Raw genomic sequence first — 22,804 nt, 5'->3', positions numbered from 1 at the left:
ACAGTAACAAAATCGTTAAGTTACTTCGGATCAATACGGGTTTTCTTCAAAATGGAAAATAGAATTCTTGCCAGTTCATCGGCATCATTAAATATACTATCATGTGTTTCTTCATCGATAAAGTTAGTACCCCCAGGAGGATTAACCAATACTTTGTTTCTAAACACTCTTTATATGAAATTGAAATTTTAGCTGAAAAATCAGCTTTTGAAATAGCACCATTTGCCTCTGCAATATTTGTTCCAATACTAGTACCACTTGGTAGAAGCTGCTTTGATAAGACGAACTCACGCTTTTTATCCTTTAAAAGTTGATATGCCTTGACAATCCTAATAGCAAATGCCTGTGACTTCTCGTAAAGATTATTATCCACAAATATTCTCTCTTAACTAAATCCCTTACTTAGATAGTATGACCTTTTAAAAGAGTACATCCTTACAAATAAATTTTCACTTCAATGACCACTGTGTACGGGTCACTGATAACTGTCCACTAGAAAAAATGCTTTCAATAAAATTAGCATGGCGAAATATCTGGAGGAATAAGCGTAGAACCATCATCACAACGCTCTCTATTGTTGTTGCCGTCTTTTTATCAGCCATTACACGCTCCTCTCAGGAAGGACAGTACGATAATATGCTCGAAAATACGGTAGGGACTTTCTCCGGCTATATTCAAATCCACAAAAAGGGTTACCAGGATACCCCTACTCTGAATAACAGTCTGGGTGTTAGCGATTCGTTGTATCAAATTATTAAATCGGAAGATAATATTAGCTCAATCATTCCCCGCATCGAATCGTATTCGCTGGCAGCAACCGGGCAACAAAGTCGACCGGCTATGATTATGGGAATTGATGTAGAGGCAGAAAAAGAGCTCAGCCAGCCACAGATAAATTTGCAGCAGGGAAGTTATTTTTCCTCAAATAACGAACAAGCAGCTATTATCGGTCAAGAGTTATTGAATCGACTGAATGCCCAAGTTGGTGACAGCCTGGTTCTTATTGGCCAAGGCTACCACGGGATGAATGCTACAGGCCTCTATCCTATTAAAGGAACGGTCTCATTTTCCAATCCCGATATGAACAGCAGTTTGGTGTATCTACCCCTGGAAACCGCCCAATACCTATTTTCAGCCCAAGGTCGACTCACTTCTATTGCGCTCAACTTGGAAGATCCCACAGGAATAGATGTAACGGCCGATTACCTTAAGAGCAAGTTACCGGCCAGTGAATATGAAGTATTAACCTGGCAAAAAATGATGCCGGAACTAGAACAGGCTATTAAAGTGGATCGGGCCAGTGGAATCATCATTCTTCTCGTACTCTACATGGTGGTAGGCTTCGGCATTTTAGGCACCGTGCTGATGATGATTGCTGAACGTAGCTATGAATTTGGTGTCATGCTCTCGGTAGGTACGCCGCGCAGCACCATCGCCAAAATACTATCTCTCGAAGTACTCATCATGAGTCTAATGGGAGCAGGATTTGGCATCTTTCTGAGCATCCCCGTTGCCTGGTACTTCAATGTAAATCCCATCGATCTTTCGGGAGCTATGGCTTCGGCTGTTGAGCAGTATAACATGACGCCCGTACTACAGTTCTCTACCGATCCCGAAATATTTACCAGCCAGGCACTTATCGTCTTTGGAATCACCCTGCTGTTCAGCATCATCCCTATTCTTAAAGCCGCCAAGTTGAACCCTGTTGATGCTATGAGGTCCTGATATGATTCGAAAAATTATCACACTCGGATGGAAGAACATTTGGCGTAATCCAACACGCAGTGGAGTCGTAATCATTGCCGTACTGCTGGGAATCTGGGCCGGTGTTTTTATCTCCGCCTTTTTTAACAGCATGGCGCAGGGGTACTTGCAAAACCAGCTCGATCTAACAGTCGGTCATATCCAGATAACAAATCCCCAGTTCGGGGATCAATTTAATCCCAAGTACAATATTGAAGAGGTACAAAGTCTGTTAGATACTCTGGCCGAGCAAAAGCATATCCAGCAAATTGAGTATGAAAGTCAATCAACGGGCCTGGCACAAAGTGCGGCCAATAGCTACGGTGTTACTATCCATGGAGTCGATACAACTCATACAAGCCCACCACCTGTCATCCAATATCTCAAACAGGGCGATTTCCTTCAAAGCATAGACCGCAATCCCATTCTTATTGGAAAAGCCCTGGCCGAACGTTTGAAGCTGGACCTTCGATCAAAATTGGTCCTCAGCTTCCAAGATGTAGATGGAAATATTACCGCAGGTGCTTTCCGCGTGGCGGGGATCTTCGATTCCTTTAATTCAAAATATGACAAAAGAAATGTGTTTGTACTACGAAGTGACCTAAACCGCCTGCTGGGCAAAAAGGATCTTATTCATAAGATAACACTAAAGCTTGGAAATTTTACCAATGCCCCCCAACAGGCCGAACAGCTTTCAGGCTCTTATCCGGATCTCAAAATCGCCAGCTGGGCTGCTATCGCTCCGGAACTTGAATATGTCTTTAGTATGACGGACGTATCGATGTACGTTGTTATGGTCATCATCATTATTGCATTGGTATTCAGTATTATCAATACCATGCTGATGGCCGTAATGGAGCGCACACGCGAGCTCGGCATGCTTATGGCTATTGGGATGAACAAACGCCGCCTGTTTGGGATGGTACTTTCTGAAACCTTCTTTCTGACGATGGTCGGAACTCCGCTGGGCTTACTGTTTAGTTGGATCACCGTCTCGATCTTGGGAACAACGGGCATCGACCTCAGCGCATTTGCCCAGGGACTTAACGCCTATGGCATGGAAACCGTAATCTATCCCAAATTAAATGCCAGTTACTATTGGCATATCACCCTGCTTATCAGTGTAGCGGCTATTTTATCAGCCCTATACCCCGCTTGGAAAACACTAAAACTAAAACCCGTAGAAGCAATACGAAAGATTTAAAGCGTTTCACGCAAACCCGCAACCCGCAACACAACCCGAAACCCGCAACACGCAACCCAAAACCCGTAACACGCAACCCGTAACCCATAACCCGCAACCCGAAACAAAAAAACAACCATCATGAAGAGCCATACAGATTTAGAGATATATAACATGGCATATGATTACGCCTTAGAGGTTCACAAAATGAGCATGGATTTGCCGAAGTATGAATTATATGAACAGGGAAGTCAGATCCGGCGATCATCAAAAAGTATCAAAGATAACATTGCCGAAGGATTTGGAAGAAGAAGATATAAAAAGGAATTCATTAGGTTTCTTATTTTTGCTCACGCCTCCTGTGATGAAACCATCAGCCAATTACAGATGATCAGTGATATTCATTTTTCGGATGATCCATTAACAGAACTGTTGGATAAATACGACAAACTGGGTCGCAAGATCAATCATTTCATCCAATACGTCGAAACAAGCTGGAAAACATAACACCTCACCCTAACCCACAACCCGAAACTCGCAACTCACAACCCATAACCCGCAACACGAAACACACAACCCGCAACACATAACACACAACCCGAAACCCGTAAATTATGGCTGTAATAGAAACCAAAGGCTTAACCAAAGTTTATAATAAAGACCAAGTCCCGGTTCATGCCCTCAACGGTGTTGACCTCAAAATTGAAAAAAGAGAATTTACCGCTATAGTAGGTCCATCGGGCTCAGGTAAAACCACACTTTTGAATATTATTGGAGGACTCGACTCCCCAACCGATGGCACCGCTATTGTACAGGGTACTGATTTGAGCACCCTTTCTGATAGCGAACTTATTAACTTTCGGCTGCAACATATCGGCTTTGTTTTCCAGGCCTATAACCTTATTCCCGTCCTTACTGCTATTGAAAATGTGGCTTTCGTGATGCAGATGCAGGGACGTCCCCAGAAAGAGTGCAATAAAAAAAGCCGGACTTTATTAGAAGAAGTTGGGCTCGCTGATAAAATTAATAAACGTCCCTCCGCACTTTCCGGCGGGCAACAGCAGCGGGTAGCCGTAGCGCGGGCTCTTTCCTCGAACCCCGATTTTGTACTGGCTGATGAACCTACCGCAAACCTTGATTCCGTATCTACAGCCGACCTGCTGGACATGATGGCTGACCTCAACGAAAAAGAAAATATGACCTTTGTATTCTCTACCCACGACCAACGCGTTATTGACCGCGCACGCCGTGTTGTTACCCTTGTGGATGGTAAAATTGCCAAAGATGACGTTCGGGAAGAGCATCCAAATGCTTAAAAGATAAGATGAACGAAAATATGATTTCCCCTATAAAATATATTCATTTACTATTTGGTATTTGTCTACTTCTTTTGGGATTTCAATCCGTGAAAGCCCAACAATCCTCCTTCGATCTGGATATAAACGGATACGTAAAAGAACTGGGCCAAATATCCACAAATAATGCTTTTTCGGACATTCGCTATGATAATATCCTCCATCACCGCTTAGAAACAGAGTGGGATTTATCAACACATTTTGAATTCCGAGCCGACCTGCGAAGCCGCCTGCTCAATGGCTATACTGTTAATAACACGCCCGGACTGGAGCAGTTCTACGAAAATGATGCCAACTATTTTGACTTATCATGGGTATGGTTTGCTACGGATCAATCCCTGATGCACTCCAATATCGACCGACTGCATCTTAGCTATATCAACGGCCCATGGGAGATCCATGCCGGCCGCCAGCGCATAAATTGGGGACGTACCTATGTCTGGAATCCCAACGATCTGTTTAACAATTACGCCTTCCTGGATTTTGATTACGAAGAACGTCCCGGTGTTGATGCCCTTTCTCTTCAATATAACTGGAGCTATGCTTCAAGTATAGAAGTGGGCTACCGCCTTGGTGATAGCTGGGAAGAATCCATAGTAAGCGGTATCATACGCACCAACTGGGAAAATTATGATATACAGTTTACCGCTGGACATTATCTCGACAAAACGACTTTGGGAACCGGCTGGGCCGGTTACATCGGAGATGCCGGATTCAAAGGAGAGATCTCCTATTTCCACCCTGAAGATCAGTTCTTTGAAGATACCGGACATTTTACGGCCACTACCGGCTTCGATTATATGTTATCTAACGGTTTATACCTACAAGGTGAACTACTCTATAATGGTGGATATAATTCAAAAGGCAGGCCGTTGAGTACTCTTGTACGTCCCCCAAGTGCTGACAATCTGTTTATAGCCAAAACCGGTTTTTTCCTTAATGGATCATATCAACTGCACCCTCTTGTCAGTGGTAACCTTGGATTTATGGGCAGTTTCGATCGCTCCATTTTTATTACTATTCCTCAAGTATCCATCTCAGTAACCGATGATATAGACCTTCTGCTCTTATCTCAACTACTTAAAGGATCGGTTTTCAAGAACGCAACTGATGCGGCCAATCTTTTTTACTTCCGCCTGAAATGGTCGTATTAATAAAAGTTTTAAGACAATTTACTGTGAACTCTATTCTGCTATTTGTACTTTCCGATTCCGATAAAAAAGACAATATAAAATGTTCCAAAAATGAAAGTTATTCCCGCTATTGATCTACTAGATGGGCAGGTAGTCCGCCTGCACAAAGGTAACTATGATGAAGTAACCGTATATAATAACAGCCCACTTGACGAAGCGCGAAAGTTTCAAGAAGCAGGCTTTGATCACATTCATATAGTAGACCTGAATGGTGCCAAAGAGGGAGCGTTTATAAACCTTGAACATATTCAGGAAATCATTAACGAGCTGGGTATCTCCGTTCAAACCGGAGGCGGTATTCGCAGCTATGATGATGCTTCAATGCTGCTTGAAAAAGGCTTAGCAAATATTATTTGCAGTTCCATGGCCGTTAAAAGCAAAGAGGCATGGCTCTCGGTACTAGACAGCTATGGAGAAAGAGCAATATTGGGAATGGATTTGAAAGATGGAAAGGTAGCATACGGCGGCTGGCTGGAAACCCTTGACCAAACATTAGTAGAATTTCTACAACCGATGATTGATCGTGGATTGCGAACCGTTCTCAGCACTGATATATCAAAAGACGGTACCCTCGAGGGGCCAAACCTGGAACTATATAAAAAACTCAAATCCCAGTTCCCGGACCTAAACTTTATCGCTTCCGGAGGGGTCTCCAATGCTACAGATCTGGAGGCTTTAGAAAAACAAAATATGTATGGGGTTGTAGTCGGCCGCGCCTATTACGAAGAGAAGTTAACACTAGACGAAATGCTTGAATATCACACTCCCATTTAGCTCCTGAGAACTCCCCTTTAGTTCCCAGGGAGTTATACTCCCGACGTGACAAAAGCTACACCGCACACCAATATTACTGTACCAACTCGGTTGAGTATTCTTACATTTCTTCAGTAGGCTTTAAAAAACTTTCCTTTATATGCTTCGGCGGACGACAATCCCAGTCGCCCAGGGAGGAAAAACGTCTTAATTTAGAGCAGTATATATTCGACAATACTCTATTCTGAATTCTGAGTCCTGAATTCTTAATCCGCACTAGCTCCAAGAGAGTTGCACTCCCGCTATCATGCTAAATTTAACTTCTGAACAAGTAGCTATTTGACACTTCGCAATCCTCTCTAAAGAACATTTCATCAATAGATAACGGAAAATTCCAAATCCCATTTCCTCCATTTTAACGGCCAAAATCATCCTGCACGCGCACAATGTCCTCCTCATCAGAAGGATTTTGGGGATCAGTATGTTGCCAAATTTCTGCTAACACCGCCCAGTCATTGAGCCCGACCAAGCGGTGACGTTCTCCTTGTTTAATCTTAATAACATCACCCAACTCATATTCTTCTACCGTACCCTGCTCATCAGTATCACTGGTAACAACTCCCACCGGTCCCGCTATCACTTTCCAGATCTCGGCACGGCGATGATGATACTGCCAAGACAAGCGTTTATCCGGCTGTACGACAAGAATCTTGGGACTCAATTTGCCCGAAATTTTAAGCTCATCAGCGGTATTATTGAAATACGTTTTAGCAAACGCAGGAGCCTCTTCTTCATCAATCACAAAAAAACCGCCCCACGGTCGTTCTTGATCTCTGTCCACAATGCCAAAACCCTGCTTCTGAATTTTTTGCTCAATCTCTTTAAATAACTGCTGTTTCGTCTCTACCGAACTCATTGAGTCGTTTAATTTTTTTAAGTGTATAACTAAGCTTATGCGAAAGTTGCTGAAGATACAAATTATATGAATAATATTTATATCTTCCTCCAAACATCAAATATAATACTCTACTTCAATTCGACTGAAAATTTTGGTAATATAACTGCCTTCATCAGACAGGATACTATTCTGTCTAAATCAAATAAATATAACGAGTTAACCAAATTATTAAATGCTCGCAAAACGAATTATACCCTGTCTCGATATTAAAGACGGCCGTACAGTTAAAGGCGTCAACTTTGAAGGACTTCGTGATGCCGGTGATCCCGTAGAACTTGCTAAACGCTATTCTGATGAGGGGGCTGACGAGCTGGTTTTTCTTGATATTACAGCGACTAAAGAAAAACGAAAAACCCTAGTTGAACTTGTTAAAAAGATAGCGCTTAAAATTGATATTCCCTTTACAGTAGGCGGTGGTATAAGCAGCGTTGAACAGATCGGCGACCTGCTACATGCCGGAGCTGACAAAGTATCCTTAAACAGTGCTATTGTGCGAAATCCTGAGCTTATTAATAAAGCTTCCCAGCAGTTTGGAGCACAATGTATTGTAGCGGCCGTAGATGCCAAACAAACGGGCGATCAATGGAATGTATATATATCCGGGGGCTCTATTGATACCGGAAAGGATGCCTTGGAATGGATTAAAGAAGCAGAAGAACGTGGCGCCGGTGAAATATTACTAACCAGTATGGATAAAGATGGCACCAAGTCGGGATACGATCTCGATTTACTAAATGCGGTCAACTCTTTCCTTACTATTCCCGTTATCGCGAGTGGGGGCGCCGGAACTAAAAATCACTGTATCGAAGCAGTTAAAAAAGGTAGCGCCGATGCCGTTTTAGCGGCAAGTATATTCCATTTCCAAAAGATCGAAATTGATGAACTAAAGAGATCTATGGAAAATGAAGGTATCGCTGTTCGGCATGCCGTAAATAATAATTAGCCCGGTTTCCAGATTCTGAATAACCTCTTATTTACAACATTTACTCTAGTTACATATAAATGAAAACCGAAGATTTAGATTTTAAAAAAGGAAACGGCCTGATACCTGCAATCATCCAAGACGCCGAAACGTTTCAGGTACTGATGTTGGGCTATATGAATAAAGAAGCCCTTGAAGTTACTCTCGAAAAAGAGCGCGTCACTTTTTATAGCCGCAGTAAAGAACGACTGTGGACCAAAGGCGAGACCTCAGGCAATTTTCTAGATCTTGTTGATATCCAAAAAGATTGCGACAACGATACCCTGTTGATCTTAGCAAAACCTCACGGGCCTACATGCCATACCGGAGAACAATCCTGTTTCTATGAACAAGATTTTAAACCGGATCAGGATCTTTCATTTATTGGTAATTTAGAGCAACTGATACAGAACCGTAAAAAGGAGATGCCCGAAAACTCCTACACTACCCACCTATTCACCGAAGGACTGGATGAAATTACACAAAAAGTTGGTGAAGAGGCGGTCGAAACCGTCATTGAATCCAAGAATAACAACAAAAGTGCATTTATTGGAGAAGTAGCAGATCTCATATATCACCTGTTGGTACTGCTAACAGAAAAAGGCATCCCACTGAAAAAAATTATCGGTCGCCTTAAAGAACGTCACCAATAAGAGGCCCTTGCCTTATTTAATTCCCAGGACCTCTTTCGGCATATGCATGGTCACTAACATGTGAGGGACATCGACCACCTCGGCAATTTTCAAATCTCCGGCCAGAGAACACAGTGCATAAGCATCGTTCCGATTCATATTGTGTTCCTCAACCAAATAATCGATCATATAACGAGTGGCCTTTTTCGCAGCCTCATCAATGGTGGTTCCAAAACCCGTAACTGCATAATAATCATCGGTTTCATACTGTGGTTCTTGAATAGACCGGCCATTTTTAATTAACTCTATTTCATATACTATCCGCATAGGAGCCTCAATAGCTGTTCCGCAGACCTCGCCAAGCCCCTGTGTAGCATGGGCATCTCCTATTGAAAAAAGTGCTCCCTCCACAAAGACGGGAAAGTATACAGTAGTTCCCTCGGTTATATGAGGATCATCCATATTTCCCCCATTGGCTCTTGGCGGAATGGTGGAAAGCATGGAATCTGTTGCCGGGGCCACACCCATTACACCCGGAAAAGGATTTAAGGGCACTGAAATATCATCAGAAAAATTAACCTCACGACTCCCTTTATTGAATTCAAAAGTTTTCAAATAGGGCTCATTAAAATCATCAGCAAGGAAACCAAATCCGGGAACAATAGCTGTCCATCCCCAGTCGCCCAACTCAATTTTGTGCAGCTTCACCTTTATCAGATCGCCCGGTTCGGCCCCCTCCACATAGACCGGCCCGGTTAATGGGTGAATGGGATCAAAATCGAGGTTTTTAAGATCTTCAATAGTTGATTCAGGACTAAGCTGCTGATCAGATGCATCCTCAGTAGCAACTTCAATTACTGACCCCGATTCAACTTTTATGAGTGGTTCAATCGTACTGCTCCAACGATTGTGTGTTTGATCCGCATTAAGTGAATAATCCGCTTCCGGGACCACTGTTGTATCGCCCTCCACTTGCTGCTTCTCACATCCCAAAAGAAGCAGCACTATCAGTAAAATAGAAAAATTGATTTCAGATATTTTCATAATATATCCCTTTGATGTTATTTAGAATTCAACAGAGCTATCGAAGTTATTTTTTTACGGCTACTTTATATAACCAGATACAGAAAAAGACTGCGGCAGCCGCACCCAGCCAATCCGCATAAGGAGCAAATGACTGCGGTACCATCCGAAGCGCATCTGTACTTTCCTGTATTGCAAAAGGAATTGCTAAAATAATACCAATTAAAGCCTCCCCCGTTATAAGTCCAGATGAAAACAGCAATCCTTTACGCTCGGCTTCCACCTTGGCCTCGTCCGGATCTTCACTATTTTTCTTCGCTCGCTTGGCAACCACCTTTGCAGCGCCCCATGCAATCATTCCCCCTATAAAAATTGGCACTGTAAGCTCTAACGGCAGATAGATTCCAACCGCCACTGCTAATACCGGGGTTCTGAACTCAGTACCTTTTGCTTCCAGTACTTTATCCAGGATAATAATGGCTACTGCAATAACAGCCCCGATCCAGATCATATTCCATTCCAGGTTCTGGGCAAAAACCCCTTCTGCTACCGATTGCATCAGGGTAGCTTGCGGGGCACTCAGCATCTCTTCGGTACTCATCCCTTCTCGTGGTAACACCCCGCCCAATCCGTAGGCATTAAATAACAAACTCAAAATAGGCGCAATAACCACGGCCGCCGATACCACCCCGACAATCTGCATAATCTGCTGCTTATACGGGGTAGCCCCTACCAGCTGGCCGGCCTTCAAATCCTGCATGTTATCACCTGCAATTGCCGCAGCACAAGCAACCATAGCCCCAACTACAATAGCTGCTGCAGCTGCCGCCTGGGCCCGATTGCTGTCTACAGAAAAATCTAACTGCGATCCCAATAGGACTAACAAAATTAATGAGGTCGCTAAAATCGTTGCAATAGTAACGCCCGATATAGGATTATTGGATGACCCTACCAGACCAGCCATATAACCTGCCACCGAAGCAAATAGAAACCCAGCTACCAATGAAAATAAGACACCGATACCCATGGTGGTCCAATATAAACCTCTGCTTACCGGCAAGTGGGAGGTATCAATTACCTGTGTAAATATGATAAATATTGGGATTGCCAATGCTACTATACCCCATAGCACATAATTTATGGGCATATCTTTTTCGGTGCGCAGCACTTCTGGTCCATCCTCGGACTTTGCCTGTTTTACCGCTTCCCAGGAAGATGCAATACCATCTTTGAGTGGTTTTGCCAAAGAGACAAGAGCCCAAACACCTCCTACTACCATGGCCCCAACCCCCATATAGCGAATTTTCTGGCTCCATATTTCCAGGGCTGCATTATAGCCTTCCATATTTCCCACGACTTCCGCGACCTCTCCCGGGTTGGCAAAGGCCATATACAACGGGATCCCAAAAAGCCATGAAATTAATCCCCCAGCAAAAACCAGCACCGCGATATTCAGTCCCACTATATAACCAACTCCAAGAAGGGCCACGGATAGCTCGGTCCCCATCCCAAAAACAGAGCGGCCTGTGGTTACCGAACCACTTACTGAACCTGAGAAAAGTTTCAAGCCCGTTTGGCCCAATTTGTATAGAGCAGCAGCAAGTCCTGCCCAGGCAATTTGCATAATACCTTTTCCACCCTCGGTTCCGGCTTTAAGAACCTCGCCTGTGGCAACCCCTTCCGGGAATTTGAGCTTCTTTTCAATAATCAGCGCACGACGCAAGGGGATCGTAAAAAGTACCCCCAGCACTCCTCCAAACATGGCAATAGCCATCGTATCGAGGAAAGGGAAATCAGCCCAATACCGAAGCAATATAAGGGCAGGCAGTGTAAAGATAACACCTGCGGCCAATGATTCGCCGGCAGAAGCTGCTGTCTGCACAATATTATTCTCCAGGATATTAGAATGTTTAAACATTCGCAGCAGAGCCATTGATATTACAGCTGCCGGGATAGAAGCTGAAACGGTCATTCCCACCTTCAGTCCCAAATAGGCGTTAGCACCGGCAAGAATTGCTGAGAGTAAAACACCCAATACCACCGCTTTAACTGTAATCTGCGGCATATCATCATCAGCCTGCACGTATGGAATAAAGTCTTTTTTACTATTGCTCAAAGTATCCCCATCTTTAATTCTAATTTTCCACCAATTTAAGAGAACTCATCAAGAATACAAGATTTTAACGTTTTTCTTCCTTTCCTTAGCCCTCACCATTTCTTAGCTTTGACGATCTAATTTCATTTAACATAAAGTTTCAAAAGGTATGAAGATCACAATTGACCAGCTCAAGAGCACCCACATGGAAGCAGCAAATGAAGAAGGGGGATTAATCCGTATGGATGGGTCTACGAGTATTGGTGGACTGGAGGGTGGTTTTAGTCCAATGCAATTACTCTTGGCCGGTGTAGGCGGATGCAGTGCTATTGATATTATTGGTATTCTCGAAAAACAGCGCCAAGACCTTGAAGATCTCACGGTAGAAGTCGAAGGAGACCGTCAATCTGTAGATGAATATTCTGAATTCACGGAAATTCACGTTAAATATATCTTTACCGGAGATCTGGATGAATCAAAGGTGGAACGAGCCATCAATCTATCCCTTGATAAATACTGTTCTGTTTCTAAAACTCTCGAGAAAACTTCTGAAATTACCCATAGCTACGAAATTAAATAACAACCGTCATGAGTGATCAACAGCCAGAAACCAAAGCGATACGAAACCAAACCGAGCGTACGGACCAACGAGAACACTCTACGCCTCTTTTTCTAACTTCCAGTTTTGTCTTTGATTCGGCCGAGCATGCCCGAGCCCTTTTTGCAAGAGAGGTTGATGGCAATGTATACAGTCGGTACTCCAATCCGAATATTGATGAGTTTGTAACAAAAATGTGCGACATGGAAGAAGCCGAGGCTGGCGTTGCTACTGCTTCGGGCATGTCATCTATATTTTCCACTTTGGCCGGTCTGCTGGAACAGGGCGATCATGTGTTGGCCTGCCGATCACTTTTTGGCTCTTCGCATCAAATACTAAGCGGGATCTTACCTAAATGGGGCATCGATTTTAGCTATGGCAGTATCGATGATACCGAGAGCTGGGAATCACTTATTCAGGATAATACCAGGGTTTTATTTTTGGAAACCCCTTCCAACCCCGGCCTGGACCTTATTGATCTGGAATGGGCCGGCAAACTTGCTGATGCCCATAATCTAATCCTGATCGTTGATAACTGCTTTGCTACGCCTTATCTACAGCAGCCTATGAAGTATGGAGCAGACCTGGTATTACATTCGGCTACCAAGTTTATTGATGGACAAGGTCGTGGATTGGGGGGTATTGCTGTCGGAAAAGAACGCTATATCGATGAGATAAGTTTTTTCTGTCGCCACTCCGGACCGGCCCTTTCCCCTTTTAATGCATGGATGTTCTCAAAAAGTTTGGAAACGCTACCTATGCGTATGGATCGGCATTGTGATAATGCCCTTGCTCTTGCTGAGGAACTGCAGGAACATGTAAATGTTGAATGGGTCAAGTATCCGTATTTGCCTAGTCATCCACAATATGAACTGGCAAAAAAACAGATGAAGAAGGGAGGGGGAGTTGTGTCTTTCAATATCAAAGGCGGGTATGAAGCTGCTAAAAACTTCCTGGATAAGCTGAATACCATTTCGCTCTCTGCTAATTTAGGGGATTCCCGCTCTATCGCTACGCACCCGGCATCGACCACGCATTCCAAACTAACAGAAGAAGAACGGCTGGCAGTTAATATTACGCCGGGTATGGTTCGAATTGCTGTTGGGCTCGAAGCTGTTGAGGATATTATTGCCGATGTGAATCAAGCCTTGGCTTGATCAATATCTCTCACAAATAGTTTTATTTAAATGCTGTGTTCAAGTGATTAATGCAACAGCTCGGTGTGTTAAGGTTTGTGGGGCGGGGGAAAGATAATCAAGTTTAAGAATCAGTCGAAAATTTAGCTATTGCGCGACGGTTTCGATGCTGGAAGCTGATTGCTGGTTGTGGGGTATGGGCAGGCTGTCGGCAGACAGGATGACAGTGTTGTTAAAAGGTGTTTTCCCTCGAAATCGTTAGGGAGGGAGCAAACACACCGAAACTTTCGTAATCTACGAAGTCATACCTTGACGAAGTTGATAGTGCAGGTGTGGGTGGGCCAAAAAGGGCGTTCAAAATTTCCCTTTAGATAGTTGTGAAGCGGTAGGAGTTGTCCTGAGTTTGCTTCCCCGTGCTTTACCCAGCCTTTGTATATATCTATTACCTATTGATCAGCGATGCCATCACTTGATGGCATCGCTTTTTATTCATTTTCTTTCTCCTCTATATCTGCCACTCCAATTACCATGGGCTCTCTGGGGAAAGAATTTTTTTGATGTTACGTGCACCTGTGCCTTACGGCTTTGCGGCACTTGGCGAGCTTATTCCAAGAGATGACTTCATTGGCAGGTCTTCTCATTATGACAGTGCTTTTGCCAAGCCGGCCAATGAGGCCATTCTTAGCTTGCTTTATGCGTTATATTCACCGGACGCCAACACCAGTCGCCCGACGAAGGATAGTGCTAACCCATCAGATGTTATATTTTTCTTACTTTTGGGAGTGGTGCACAACCGTGAGTATGTCATGCCCACGCTGAAGCACGGCCTACATAGGTTGGCAAAATGGTCACCGGTCGTCCATCAACCACCAAAAAAACAGACTACAGATGGGAGCTCATTCAACATCTGACATTCAGTATTATCCTCTGCTACTTAAGCACCCAACCTAATCACCCAATTCCCCACCCTAAATCGCTAGAAAGAAACCAAGGGTGGGGCACAGCAGCAAAGGAGCCGATATGAACTCACTGCATTTATTCTATAGATATAACGTTCATCGGCAATTACATTCTCTCAAACGCTGCAAATGCGAATTAATCCGACTTTTCTACCAGCTGCAGAGAAGCAGAGTTGACGCAATAGCGAAGACCGGTGGGTTGAGGTCCGTCAGGAAAAACATGGCCAAGGTGTGCATCACAAACATTACAAAGTACTTCTATACGATGCATACCATGGCTTAAATCCTCTACATAACGAATTGCATTGCCCTGTACCGGCTTTGCAAAGCTAGGCCACCCAGAGCCAGACTTAAACTTCCCTGAAGAATCAAACAGTTCTGTTCCACAACATACGCAGGCATATAAACCGGGCTGCTGAGCCTCACAATACTCTCCCGTACCGGCACGCTCTGTACCATGTTTTCTGGTTACCCGAAACTGTGTAGGAGTAAGTTCTTCCTTCCACTCTTCTTCTGATTTTTCTACTCGCCTCGGCGGTTCCGGGTTTTGCTTTCCTGCATACTCATTAACCTGCTTCCAATCTATCATATCATCTGAGACCAAGGTTAAAATGAAAAAGGCCAGACCTGCCTGCCTGACCTCATGATGTCGGGGAGACAGGATTTGAACCTGCGACCCTTCGCTCCCAAAGCGAATGCGCTACCGGACTGCGCTACTCCCCGTATTATTAACTGATGGAATCGCTTTGAGCGATTCCATCAGTTGAAACTTCTTAACCAATACGGGTAATCAAGTCCGCAGTACGAGCAGAGTATCCTGCCTCGTTATCGTACCAAGCAAGAATCTTAACCAGCTTGCCATCCGTTTTGGTAAAGCCACTGTCATAAATGCAAGAGTGGGGATTGCTGAGAATATCCGTAGAAACAAATTCTTCTTCAGAATATTCCAGCACACCTTTCATTGCGCCATTGGCTGCCTTTTTGAAAGCCTCATGTACTTCTTCTTCAGAAACTTCACGATCAACAACAGCCGTTAGGTCAGTAAGCGAACCATCAGGTACAGGAACGCGAACAGCACTTCCGTCAAGCTTACCATCCAAGTGTGGAAGTACTAATCCAACTGCCTTGGCAGCGCCGGTTGTGGTAGGCACGATGTTGTGAGCAGCTGTACGTCCACGTCGAAGATCGCCGTGGGGGCCGTCAAGGATATTTTGGTTTCCGGTGTAAGCGTGGGTAGTTGTCATAAACCCTTTCTCCAGACCGAAAGCATCGTCCAGTACTTTTACCATCGGTGCCAGACAGTTGGTTGTACAACTGGCATTAGAGTAGATCTCTGTTTCTTCATCGATCTTCTCATCATTAACGCCAAGAACAATCGTCTTGACGTCTTTATCACCTTTGGCCGGTGCAGAAATAATTACTTTTTTTGCTCCAGCTTCAAGATGCTTCGCAGCGGCATCGCGCGTACGGAAAAGTCCGGTAGATTCAACAATGATGTCTGCTCCACGTTCATCCCACTTTAAATTTGCAGGATCTCTTTCGGCAGAAATATCAATTTCCATACCGTCTATGATAATACTGCTTTCCGTAGCACTTACTTCTCCATCAAAAGTGCCATGTACCGAATCGCGCTTAAATAAATATGCGAGCGTTTCTGCATCCGTTAAATCGTTAATACCTACAATGTTAATTTCATCTTCATGGTAGGCCAATATTGAGCGAGTTACCAGGCGACCAATACGTCCGAATCCATTAATACCGACATTAATTTTAGCCATAAATGTTTTCCTTTATTTGCCTCTGTTGTAAATTAAATCCTTATAACGAATTTCGCTGATGTTGCTTTAAAGCGCTCAAAAATAATAGTTAATCGATCATTTGTAAATTATTTAATGCAAATAATATTGCATTCCTGCACTAATGCCAATCATTAATGAAGAAAACCGCTTCCATTATACCCATTTATAAAATCTTTCCCGCTCATTCGACGCTTTCCCTGCAATTGAACCTCTTTTAGGATAACCGTTCCATCATCGCATCCAACCAATAGATCATCCCCTTCCATCTGTAATTCCCCTGTCCCAAGATTCTTATCAGGGCCTATAGCCGACCGGTACATATTAAATTTCAGATCATCGATCTTAGCCCAGGCCGTGGGGAAAGGGCTTAGCCCACGAATTTTATTATGAACTTGTTGTGCTGGACTATTGAAATCTATCTTACAATCATCCGTAAACAATTTGGGAGCAGGTGTTGCTTGTGCATGAGCTTGGGCAACTGTTTCATATGTTTCCTGATCAATCTCTTCTACCGCCTCTAACAGGGTATCACTTCCCAGCTCCTTAAGGCGCTCATAAAGGTCACCCGTTGTTTCATTGGGCCCTATTGGGGTTGTATCTTGTTTGATGATCTTCCCGGCATCCACATTTTCATCCAAAAAGAAAATAGTGCAGCCCGTTTCATCCTCCCCGTTGATAATAGCCCAGTGGATGGGAGCAGCCCCTCTATACTTCGGTAACAGGGAAGCATGCAGGTTTACAGAACCTTTTTGGGGAAGTTCCAATACCTTCGTTGGCAGAATGCGAAAAGCTACAACTACAAAAAGGTCAGCGTTTAAGGCATCTAGCTTATTATAAAAGTCAGGGGCATCGAGCTCTTCTACTTCAATAACCGGCAAATCAAGCTCCAAGGCCCTCTTTTTAACTACTGTAGGACTTGGCTTAGAACCGCGACCGCGCCGTTTATCAACATTACTGACTACCGATACAATCTCGTGATCTGAATTATGGATTTTTTCCAGACTGGGGATCGCAAAATCAGGAGAGCCCATAAATACAATACGCATAAAATCCTCTACTGAGTCTGTGCTTTTTTAGAAACTACGGGATAATCTATCTCTTTTTCCCCTTTAGCAATCTCTTTTAGTTTTGATGACAAAAGCTTTCGCTTAAATAAAGAAAGGTGATCCAAAAACAAGATTCCATCCAGGTGATCGGCCTCATGTTGTATGACCCGCGACCACCAACCGCCAACCTCAAATTCCTGCTCTTTAAAATTATTATCCAGATAATTCACCACAATTTTTTCAGGACGACTTACCGTAGCATTTACACCTGGGATGCTAAGACAACCTTCATCCATATCTATCTCCCGGTCACTTTCAAATGTAATTTCCGGATTAATCATAGCAATAGGACCATATGTAGGTCCATCTTCATCTGTCATAGGATCGGCATCTGCAACAAAAATCCGCAACAGCTTGCCTATCTGGGGAGCAGCTAATCCAACACCATCCGAGTTATACATGGTATCAAACATATCCTCGATAAGTGCTTGCAGCTCTTCACTATTTTCTTCAACGGGTTTCGCTTCTTTGCGAAGTACCTCGTCATCATACGTAACGATCGGTAATACGGACATTATCTGTTTTTCTCGATTCAATATATTTTTGAAGAATAATTGCGGCAGCAGCCTGGTTCACACGATCCGAATCTCGCTGCTTCATCTTTGGAACACCGGCTTCAACCATGGCACGAACCGCTTCTTTCGTGGTATAACGCTCATCAATTTTATCAATCTCCATATCCGGTAATGCTTTCGTTAGGCGAGCCACAAATTCTTCTACCATCTTAATAGCTTTGCCTTCTTGCCCGGCCGGAGTCAGGGGCCAACCTACCACGATTTTTTCTACCCGTTCACCATCAACAAGCTTTTTGATCTCATCAATAGCATTTTCGGTGTGATACGTACCAATGGGATTCGCCACTGTTTTAAGAAGATCGGTACGGGCTACACCAATCCACTTGGTACCAATATCAAGCCCTATAATTCTGCCATACTTTGCCACGTTAATTGTCCATTTCTTCTAACTCCCCTTCTTCAAGAGGTTGTTTTAAAAATTGTTTCAGTAATTTACTGGGTTTAAAATGCGTTTTACGGTGCGGGGGCACATAAATCTCTTCATTCGTTCTGGGATTACGAGCCCGCGGCTTTGCTTTTGTTTTCTTAACCTCAAAAACACCAAAATCTCGCAATTCGATCCGGCATTCGGGATCAGCACTCATCATCGTCTCACGCAAAGCATTTAATACAGCCTCTACCCACGGTTCAGTATGCACCATAGGCTCATCCATCTGCTCGGCCACATGACGTACAATATCTCGTTTCGTATATGTTATCATAGTCTATCGCAAAAATCTTAAATTCAGTAGTGCATTAATTGCTCTATCTCCTGTAAAAACAACCAAATAATAGCCGTCAAATAAGTCTGGTTGATGATATTACTTTTATCAGGAATATGAAAGTAATTTGTGGGCCCAAATTACGAGGTGCCGATCAGCTTATTCGTAACGGAATACGCTTTTTACTCCTTGTACTTTTTCCAGCTTTCTGATAATACGACCGAGGTGATTAATATCATCAACATAGACGGTAAGAATGCCTTCAAACATGCCGCTGTCACTGTTTACATTAATACTTTTCATATTTGTCTCCAATGATTTTGACAGTACGTCTGTAATATCATTAATCATACCCACACGGTCTTCACCGATGACTTTAACAGCACCAAGAAATTTCGAATTAATATTCTTGGCCCACGAGACATCTACAATGCGCTCACCATCGGTCTGTATAAGATGATGAATGTTTTTACAGTTCGATCGGTGGATTTTAACATTACCGGTACGGCTGATGAATCCCATTACATCATCACCGGGAATAGGGTTACAACAGTTTGCATAATCGTACTTTACATTGGTAACCTCACCATTAATCACCAGTGCCTTTTCATCACTAACCGAGCGCGCCGCATTAATATAGGTTTCCTGTATCTCTTCTTCGGTAACCGGCGGTGGGGTATCGTCGTTATCTTGTTTTTCCTCAATCCGTCCCTTACTGGTAAACTGTTTCACCATATCGTAGAGCTCATTCACATCGAATGTGCCCGTACCAATATCATAAAACAGATCCTGAATGGAATCGAATTTTAGCTTGTGAGCAATACGCATCAAGTCTTGATCAGATATCTCAACATTGCCGCGACTCGCTCTTTTCTCCCATATTTCGCGGCCTTCGTCTGCTTTCTCACGCTCTTTCTGTTTGATATACTGACGAATCCGCGACTTTGCCTTATGTGTAACTACATCATTAATCCAGTCGGGATTCAAGTTTATCTTATTGCCGGTGATAATCTCTACTTGATCGCCAATGTCGAGCTTCTGTCGAAGAGGCGCCATTTTCCCATTGATCTTAGAAGCAATAGCCCGTTCCCCGATTTCGCTATGAATATCGAAAGCAAAATCGATAGGGGTAGCCCCTTGGGGCAGAGTCCGCAATTCTCCGTCCGGAGTAAACACATAGATCTCATCCTGGTACAAATTCAGCTGGAAATCTTTGACAAACTCCGTAGCGGCATCAGGCCGCGGATTGTCAAGGATATCTCGAACCCAGTGTACAAACTTGTCGAGGGTTTCTGACCCTCCCTTCCCTTCTTTGTATTTCCAGTGGGCCGCCAACCCTTTCTCTGCAATATCATCCATCTGGCGGGTACGTATCTGTACCTCTACCTTCCGCCCTTTTTTTGTAATAACTGTGGTATGGAGCGACTGGTAGCCATTGGCTTTGGGCACCGATATAAAATCTCGAAATCGTTTAGGGATGGGCGTATACCAATCCGTGATAATAGAATAAACGCGCCAGCAATCTTCTTTAGAATGAGGATCTTCAAGAATAATCCGGATAGCAAAGAGATCATAGATCTCTTCAAACGGCTTTTGCTGCCGCTGCATTTTCCGAAAAATAGAATAAATATGTTTGGGGCGCCCCTTGATTTCAAAAGTAAAGCCTTGTTCATTCAGCTCTTCTCGAATAGGCTTCATAAATTTTTCAATAAACGCCTCTCGCGATTCGCGCTTCTCACGAAGCTTACGAGAGATAAACTTATAGGAGTTTGGATCGATAACTTTAAAGCAGAGATCTTCAAGCTCACTTTTGATATTAAAAAGCCCAAACCGATGTGCCAGGGGAGCATAAAGCTCCATTGTTTCTGTAGCCTTTTGCATCTGTTTCTCGCGCGGCAGGTGCTGAATCGTTCGCATATTGTGAAGGCGATCAGCAAACTTGATTAATACCACCCGGATATCTTCTGCCATTGAAAGCAGAAGCTTCATAAATGTTTCTGCCTGCTTGGTATTACGACTCTTGAAAACTCCCGATATCTTTGTTACCCCATCAATAAGGTGCGATACCGTTTCGCCAAACATATTCTCCGTATCTTCCAGGGTAACTTCCGTATCCTCTACGGTATCATGTAGCAGAGCCGCAGCAACAGAAACATCATCAATATTAATTTCTTCAGCTACTATCTTTGCTACCGTTACCGGATGATAATAGTAGGGTTCCCCGGAGGCCCGTTCAACCCCTTCATGAGATACGTAACAAAGCTTGAAAGCACGAGAAACCATCTTCTCATCAACACTTTCAAGGTGCTCTCGACATACTTTTAGCAGCTGATCCAAATCCTTTTGTTGAGGAGGATCAAGGGTATAGTCATCCAGGTTAATATTTTCTATCGCTTTTGTATCGGCCATAAATCTGTTTAATAATAAAAATAGTTTGCACTGCTGACCTAAATGTACCAAACAATGCAAACAGCTATTACATTCAAATAAAGGAACTCACCGCAGTTTAACAATCAGTAAGTCCCTTTGCTTTAAGGGTTTTATAATAAAAAAGGCAGACGTTAGATATAACGCCCGCCTTTTGAGAAAAGCCTGTTCATTAGAAAGACAGAGAAACGCCAAACATTAAGCGCCCATTGCTTTGATCAATATCATTTAATTCATCTTCATAATTAGAAACATCTTCCAATCGATACTCCACAAAAGGTTTTAAGGCTGGAATAATGCTCACTTTAGCTCCAACAAATCCATTCCAATAGATTGCATTATCGTTACTCTCTTGAGGTTTCTGTACGTTGCCTAAATTTTCTCTGGTCACATCTAAAGTAGAAGCACCTAACCCTAATCCGACATAAGGATCTATTGGACCAACACTCACACCACCAACAGCAGCTACGCCATAATCATAGTTGGTAATATCTGTTGAGTATGTTTGGTTTTCATATGAAATATTCTCATTGAAATAACTAAAATGAGCACGTATACCCAGGTTTATAACGGGGAGTTTACTCAGGATTTCCCGTTCTACCCGAACTCCAAAACCATTTTTCGGTTCGGCATCGCGAATTTCATAAGAAGCTCCCAAGCTCCACTGGGCATTTGCTGTTTGAGGTACTAAACTCAACGACAAGGCAAAAAAAGCGAGTGGTAATAATATTTTTTTAAGTTTCATAACAAACTCCATCTGTTTATACTTTTTTATTTTGTTTGTAAGCCTTAGGGTAAGGGTGTAAATAAATTTATGCAAATACCTTATACATAAAAATTCTGGATTAACTCATATAAAACAGTTTTAAAATAAAAAAGCAATCCTCCAAGCGGTGTCTTCATTTTTTTTCTTTATCTCGAAGTATTTTTTTTATCTGCCACTTCGACCAATTCCCAGATTTTTCTAATCCGTCCATCCGGGTTATTTCTGATATCAAAACTTTTATTGAACGTCCTTTCTGTATTTTTTGGTCCTCCTCCGGATCTGCCCTGAGATAGCCCAAGATATCAAAGCTTTGTGTTTTACCTCTTATAATATTAGGGGTAGCCGGCCCGTATCCTATTACTTCTTGAACGCTGCCAACCAGTTTGGCGACAGTATCGTCCTGATATTCTAGGGAATCAACTTTAAGGAGCACCAATGCCATACCCGGAGCAATATCTTCTTTTACAGGCTCAAGAGTTGGTGTAGTATCCGTAGCTGCTTCAAAAGAAGGGCGCGAACTCACTAACACTGTATCAGTAGTCAATTGGCCTTCTGTCTTTTCATCATTTTTCTCTACTAAAAAGAAATACGTACTCGTTGCTATTATTAAGAACAGTATTACGTATGTAATTTCACTTTTTCCCAAAAGAATCCAATTTCTATTAAAATTTTATCTTCTTATGTGAAAAACTAATATCCAAGTAGGTATTCAACGAAGAATCAACAACAAAATTCTATTAACTAAATCGGCTTAAAGAGGTAGATAGCAAAATAAAAAACCCCTGTCAATCAGTAGATATCCTATTATTAACGCGTTTACCGATTAAGTTAGGCTGCTAAG

23 protein-coding genes, 1 tRNA gene and 1 pseudogene are annotated in these 22,804 nt (G+C 43.1%); 11 read left to right on the top strand and 14 right to left on the bottom strand.

What is annotated here, in order from left to right:
* Window positions 1–20 precede the first annotated feature (20 nt).
* Window positions 21–373: pseudogene (locus G3569_RS13960) on the bottom strand (four helix bundle protein).
* A 128-nt stretch (window positions 374–501) separates the two neighbouring features.
* On the opposite strand from G3569_RS13960, the gene G3569_RS13955 reads away from it, so the two are divergent.
* The 6 genes from G3569_RS13955 (at window position 502) to hisA (ending at window position 6,248) form a co-directional block, all read left to right on the top strand.
* Window positions 502–1,725, top strand: a complete 1,224-nt coding sequence (locus G3569_RS13955; RefSeq protein WP_165270232.1) for an ABC transporter permease — start codon at window positions 502–504, stop codon at window positions 1,723–1,725.
* A 1-nt stretch (window position 1,726) separates the two neighbouring features.
* A complete protein-coding gene (locus G3569_RS13950) occupies window positions 1,727–2,947 on the top strand; it encodes an ABC transporter permease (RefSeq protein WP_165270229.1) in 1,221 nt (406 codons plus the stop codon).
* Between the two features lie 120 nt (window positions 2,948–3,067).
* Window positions 3,068–3,433: a four helix bundle protein gene (locus G3569_RS13945; RefSeq protein ID WP_165270226.1), complete on the top strand. Its 366-nt coding sequence runs from the start codon at window positions 3,068–3,070 to the stop codon at window positions 3,431–3,433.
* A 107-nt stretch (window positions 3,434–3,540) separates the two neighbouring features.
* Window positions 3,541–4,242 carry an ABC transporter ATP-binding protein gene (locus G3569_RS13940; RefSeq protein WP_165270224.1) on the top strand — a complete coding sequence of 234 codons (702 nt, stop codon included), beginning with the start codon at window positions 3,541–3,543 and terminating at the stop codon, window positions 4,240–4,242.
* A gap of 89 nt (window positions 4,243–4,331) precedes the next feature.
* Entirely contained in the window at window positions 4,332–5,435 is a 1,104-nt protein-coding gene (locus G3569_RS13935; protein WP_205720212.1) for a hypothetical protein, read from the top strand.
* Between the two features lie 90 nt (window positions 5,436–5,525).
* Entirely contained in the window at window positions 5,526–6,248 is a 723-nt protein-coding gene (gene hisA / locus G3569_RS13930; RefSeq protein ID WP_165270219.1) for a 1-(5-phosphoribosyl)-5-[(5-phosphoribosylamino)methylideneamino]imidazole-4-carboxamide isomerase, read from the top strand.
* A 394-nt stretch (window positions 6,249–6,642) separates the two neighbouring features.
* Here the strand turns inward: hisA and G3569_RS13925 are convergent, their stop codons facing one another.
* The gene (locus tag G3569_RS13925; protein ID WP_165270216.1) at window positions 6,643–7,143 is read right to left on the bottom strand and encodes a cupin domain-containing protein; all 501 of its coding nucleotides are present in this window, start codon (window positions 7,141–7,143) and stop codon (window positions 6,643–6,645) included.
* A 214-nt stretch (window positions 7,144–7,357) separates the two neighbouring features.
* On the opposite strand from G3569_RS13925, the gene hisF reads away from it, so the two are divergent.
* Both hisF and hisIE read left to right on the top strand, forming a co-directional pair.
* A complete protein-coding gene (hisF, locus tag G3569_RS13920) occupies window positions 7,358–8,128 on the top strand; it encodes an imidazole glycerol phosphate synthase subunit HisF (RefSeq protein ID WP_165270214.1) in 771 nt (256 codons plus the stop codon).
* Window positions 8,129–8,187: 59 nt separating this feature from the next.
* Window positions 8,188–8,799 (top strand): bifunctional phosphoribosyl-AMP cyclohydrolase/phosphoribosyl-ATP diphosphatase HisIE, encoded by a 612-nt coding sequence (gene hisIE, locus G3569_RS13915; RefSeq protein ID WP_165270212.1) that lies wholly within the window; start codon window positions 8,188–8,190, stop codon window positions 8,797–8,799.
* Window positions 8,800–8,811: 12 nt separating this feature from the next.
* Here hisIE and G3569_RS13910 read toward each other — a convergent pair whose 3' ends face one another.
* Window positions 8,812–9,822, bottom strand: coding sequence for an acetamidase/formamidase family protein (locus tag G3569_RS13910; RefSeq protein ID WP_165270210.1), 1,011 nt, complete (start codon window positions 9,820–9,822; stop codon window positions 8,812–8,814).
* 46 nt (window positions 9,823–9,868) lie between these two features.
* On the bottom strand, window positions 9,869–11,866 hold the full coding sequence (locus G3569_RS13905; protein ID WP_165270328.1) for an OPT family oligopeptide transporter: 1,998 nt from the start codon (window positions 11,864–11,866) through the stop codon (window positions 9,869–9,871).
* A 199-nt stretch (window positions 11,867–12,065) separates the two neighbouring features.
* Between G3569_RS13905 and G3569_RS13900 the strand changes: the two genes are divergently transcribed.
* The 3 genes from G3569_RS13900 (at window position 12,066) to G3569_RS13890 (ending at window position 14,541) form a co-directional block, all read left to right on the top strand.
* Window positions 12,066–12,476: an OsmC family protein gene (locus tag G3569_RS13900; protein WP_165270208.1), complete on the top strand. Its 411-nt coding sequence runs from the start codon at window positions 12,066–12,068 to the stop codon at window positions 12,474–12,476.
* Between the two features lie 8 nt (window positions 12,477–12,484).
* Window positions 12,485–13,651: a trans-sulfuration enzyme family protein gene (locus G3569_RS13895; RefSeq protein WP_165270206.1), complete on the top strand. Its 1,167-nt coding sequence runs from the start codon at window positions 12,485–12,487 to the stop codon at window positions 13,649–13,651.
* Window positions 13,652–14,184: 533 nt separating this feature from the next.
* Window positions 14,185–14,541 (top strand): hypothetical protein, encoded by a 357-nt coding sequence (locus tag G3569_RS13890; protein WP_165270204.1) that lies wholly within the window; start codon window positions 14,185–14,187, stop codon window positions 14,539–14,541.
* 184 nt (window positions 14,542–14,725) lie between these two features.
* Here the strand turns inward: G3569_RS13890 and msrB are convergent, their stop codons facing one another.
* From msrB to G3569_RS13840, 10 genes are all read right to left on the bottom strand, one after another.
* Window positions 14,726–15,178, bottom strand: coding sequence for a peptide-methionine (R)-S-oxide reductase MsrB (msrB, locus tag G3569_RS13885; protein ID WP_165270202.1), 453 nt, complete (start codon window positions 15,176–15,178; stop codon window positions 14,726–14,728).
* Window positions 15,179–15,238: 60 nt separating this feature from the next.
* A tRNA-Pro gene (locus G3569_RS13880) sits at window positions 15,239–15,312 on the bottom strand.
* Between the two features lie 50 nt (window positions 15,313–15,362).
* On the bottom strand, window positions 15,363–16,367 hold the full coding sequence (gap, locus tag G3569_RS13875) for a type I glyceraldehyde-3-phosphate dehydrogenase (RefSeq protein WP_165270200.1): 1,005 nt from the start codon (window positions 16,365–16,367) through the stop codon (window positions 15,363–15,365).
* A 152-nt stretch (window positions 16,368–16,519) separates the two neighbouring features.
* The gene (gene fmt / locus G3569_RS13870) at window positions 16,520–17,434 is read right to left on the bottom strand and encodes a methionyl-tRNA formyltransferase (protein ID WP_165270198.1); all 915 of its coding nucleotides are present in this window, start codon (window positions 17,432–17,434) and stop codon (window positions 16,520–16,522) included.
* An 8-nt stretch (window positions 17,435–17,442) separates the two neighbouring features.
* Window positions 17,443–18,009: a peptide deformylase gene (gene def, locus G3569_RS13865; RefSeq protein ID WP_165270196.1), complete on the bottom strand. Its 567-nt coding sequence runs from the start codon at window positions 18,007–18,009 to the stop codon at window positions 17,443–17,445.
* The gene (gene ruvX / locus G3569_RS13860) at window positions 17,981–18,436 is read right to left on the bottom strand and encodes a Holliday junction resolvase RuvX (RefSeq protein WP_165270194.1); all 456 of its coding nucleotides are present in this window, start codon (window positions 18,434–18,436) and stop codon (window positions 17,981–17,983) included. Before ruvX ends, def begins: the two co-directional genes overlap by 29 nt.
* A 1-nt stretch (window position 18,437) precedes the next feature.
* The gene (locus G3569_RS13855; protein WP_165270192.1) at window positions 18,438–18,770 is read right to left on the bottom strand and encodes an HU family DNA-binding protein; all 333 of its coding nucleotides are present in this window, start codon (window positions 18,768–18,770) and stop codon (window positions 18,438–18,440) included.
* A 159-nt stretch (window positions 18,771–18,929) separates the two neighbouring features.
* Window positions 18,930–21,179 (bottom strand): RelA/SpoT family protein, encoded by a 2,250-nt coding sequence (locus G3569_RS13850; protein WP_165270190.1) that lies wholly within the window; start codon window positions 21,177–21,179, stop codon window positions 18,930–18,932.
* A gap of 190 nt (window positions 21,180–21,369) precedes the next feature.
* Window positions 21,370–21,942 carry an outer membrane protein gene (locus tag G3569_RS13845; RefSeq protein WP_165270188.1) on the bottom strand — a complete coding sequence of 191 codons (573 nt, stop codon included), beginning with the start codon at window positions 21,940–21,942 and terminating at the stop codon, window positions 21,370–21,372.
* Window positions 21,943–22,096: 154 nt separating this feature from the next.
* Entirely contained in the window at window positions 22,097–22,609 is a 513-nt protein-coding gene (locus G3569_RS13840) for a hypothetical protein (RefSeq protein ID WP_165270186.1), read from the bottom strand.
* Window positions 22,610–22,804 lie beyond the last annotated feature (195 nt).

Source organism: Fodinibius halophilus, from assembly GCF_011059105.1.
Lineage (GTDB): Bacteria > Bacteroidota > Rhodothermia > Balneolales > Balneolaceae > Fodinibius > Fodinibius halophilus.
This window is presented reverse-complemented; position numbering and strand designations above follow the sequence as displayed.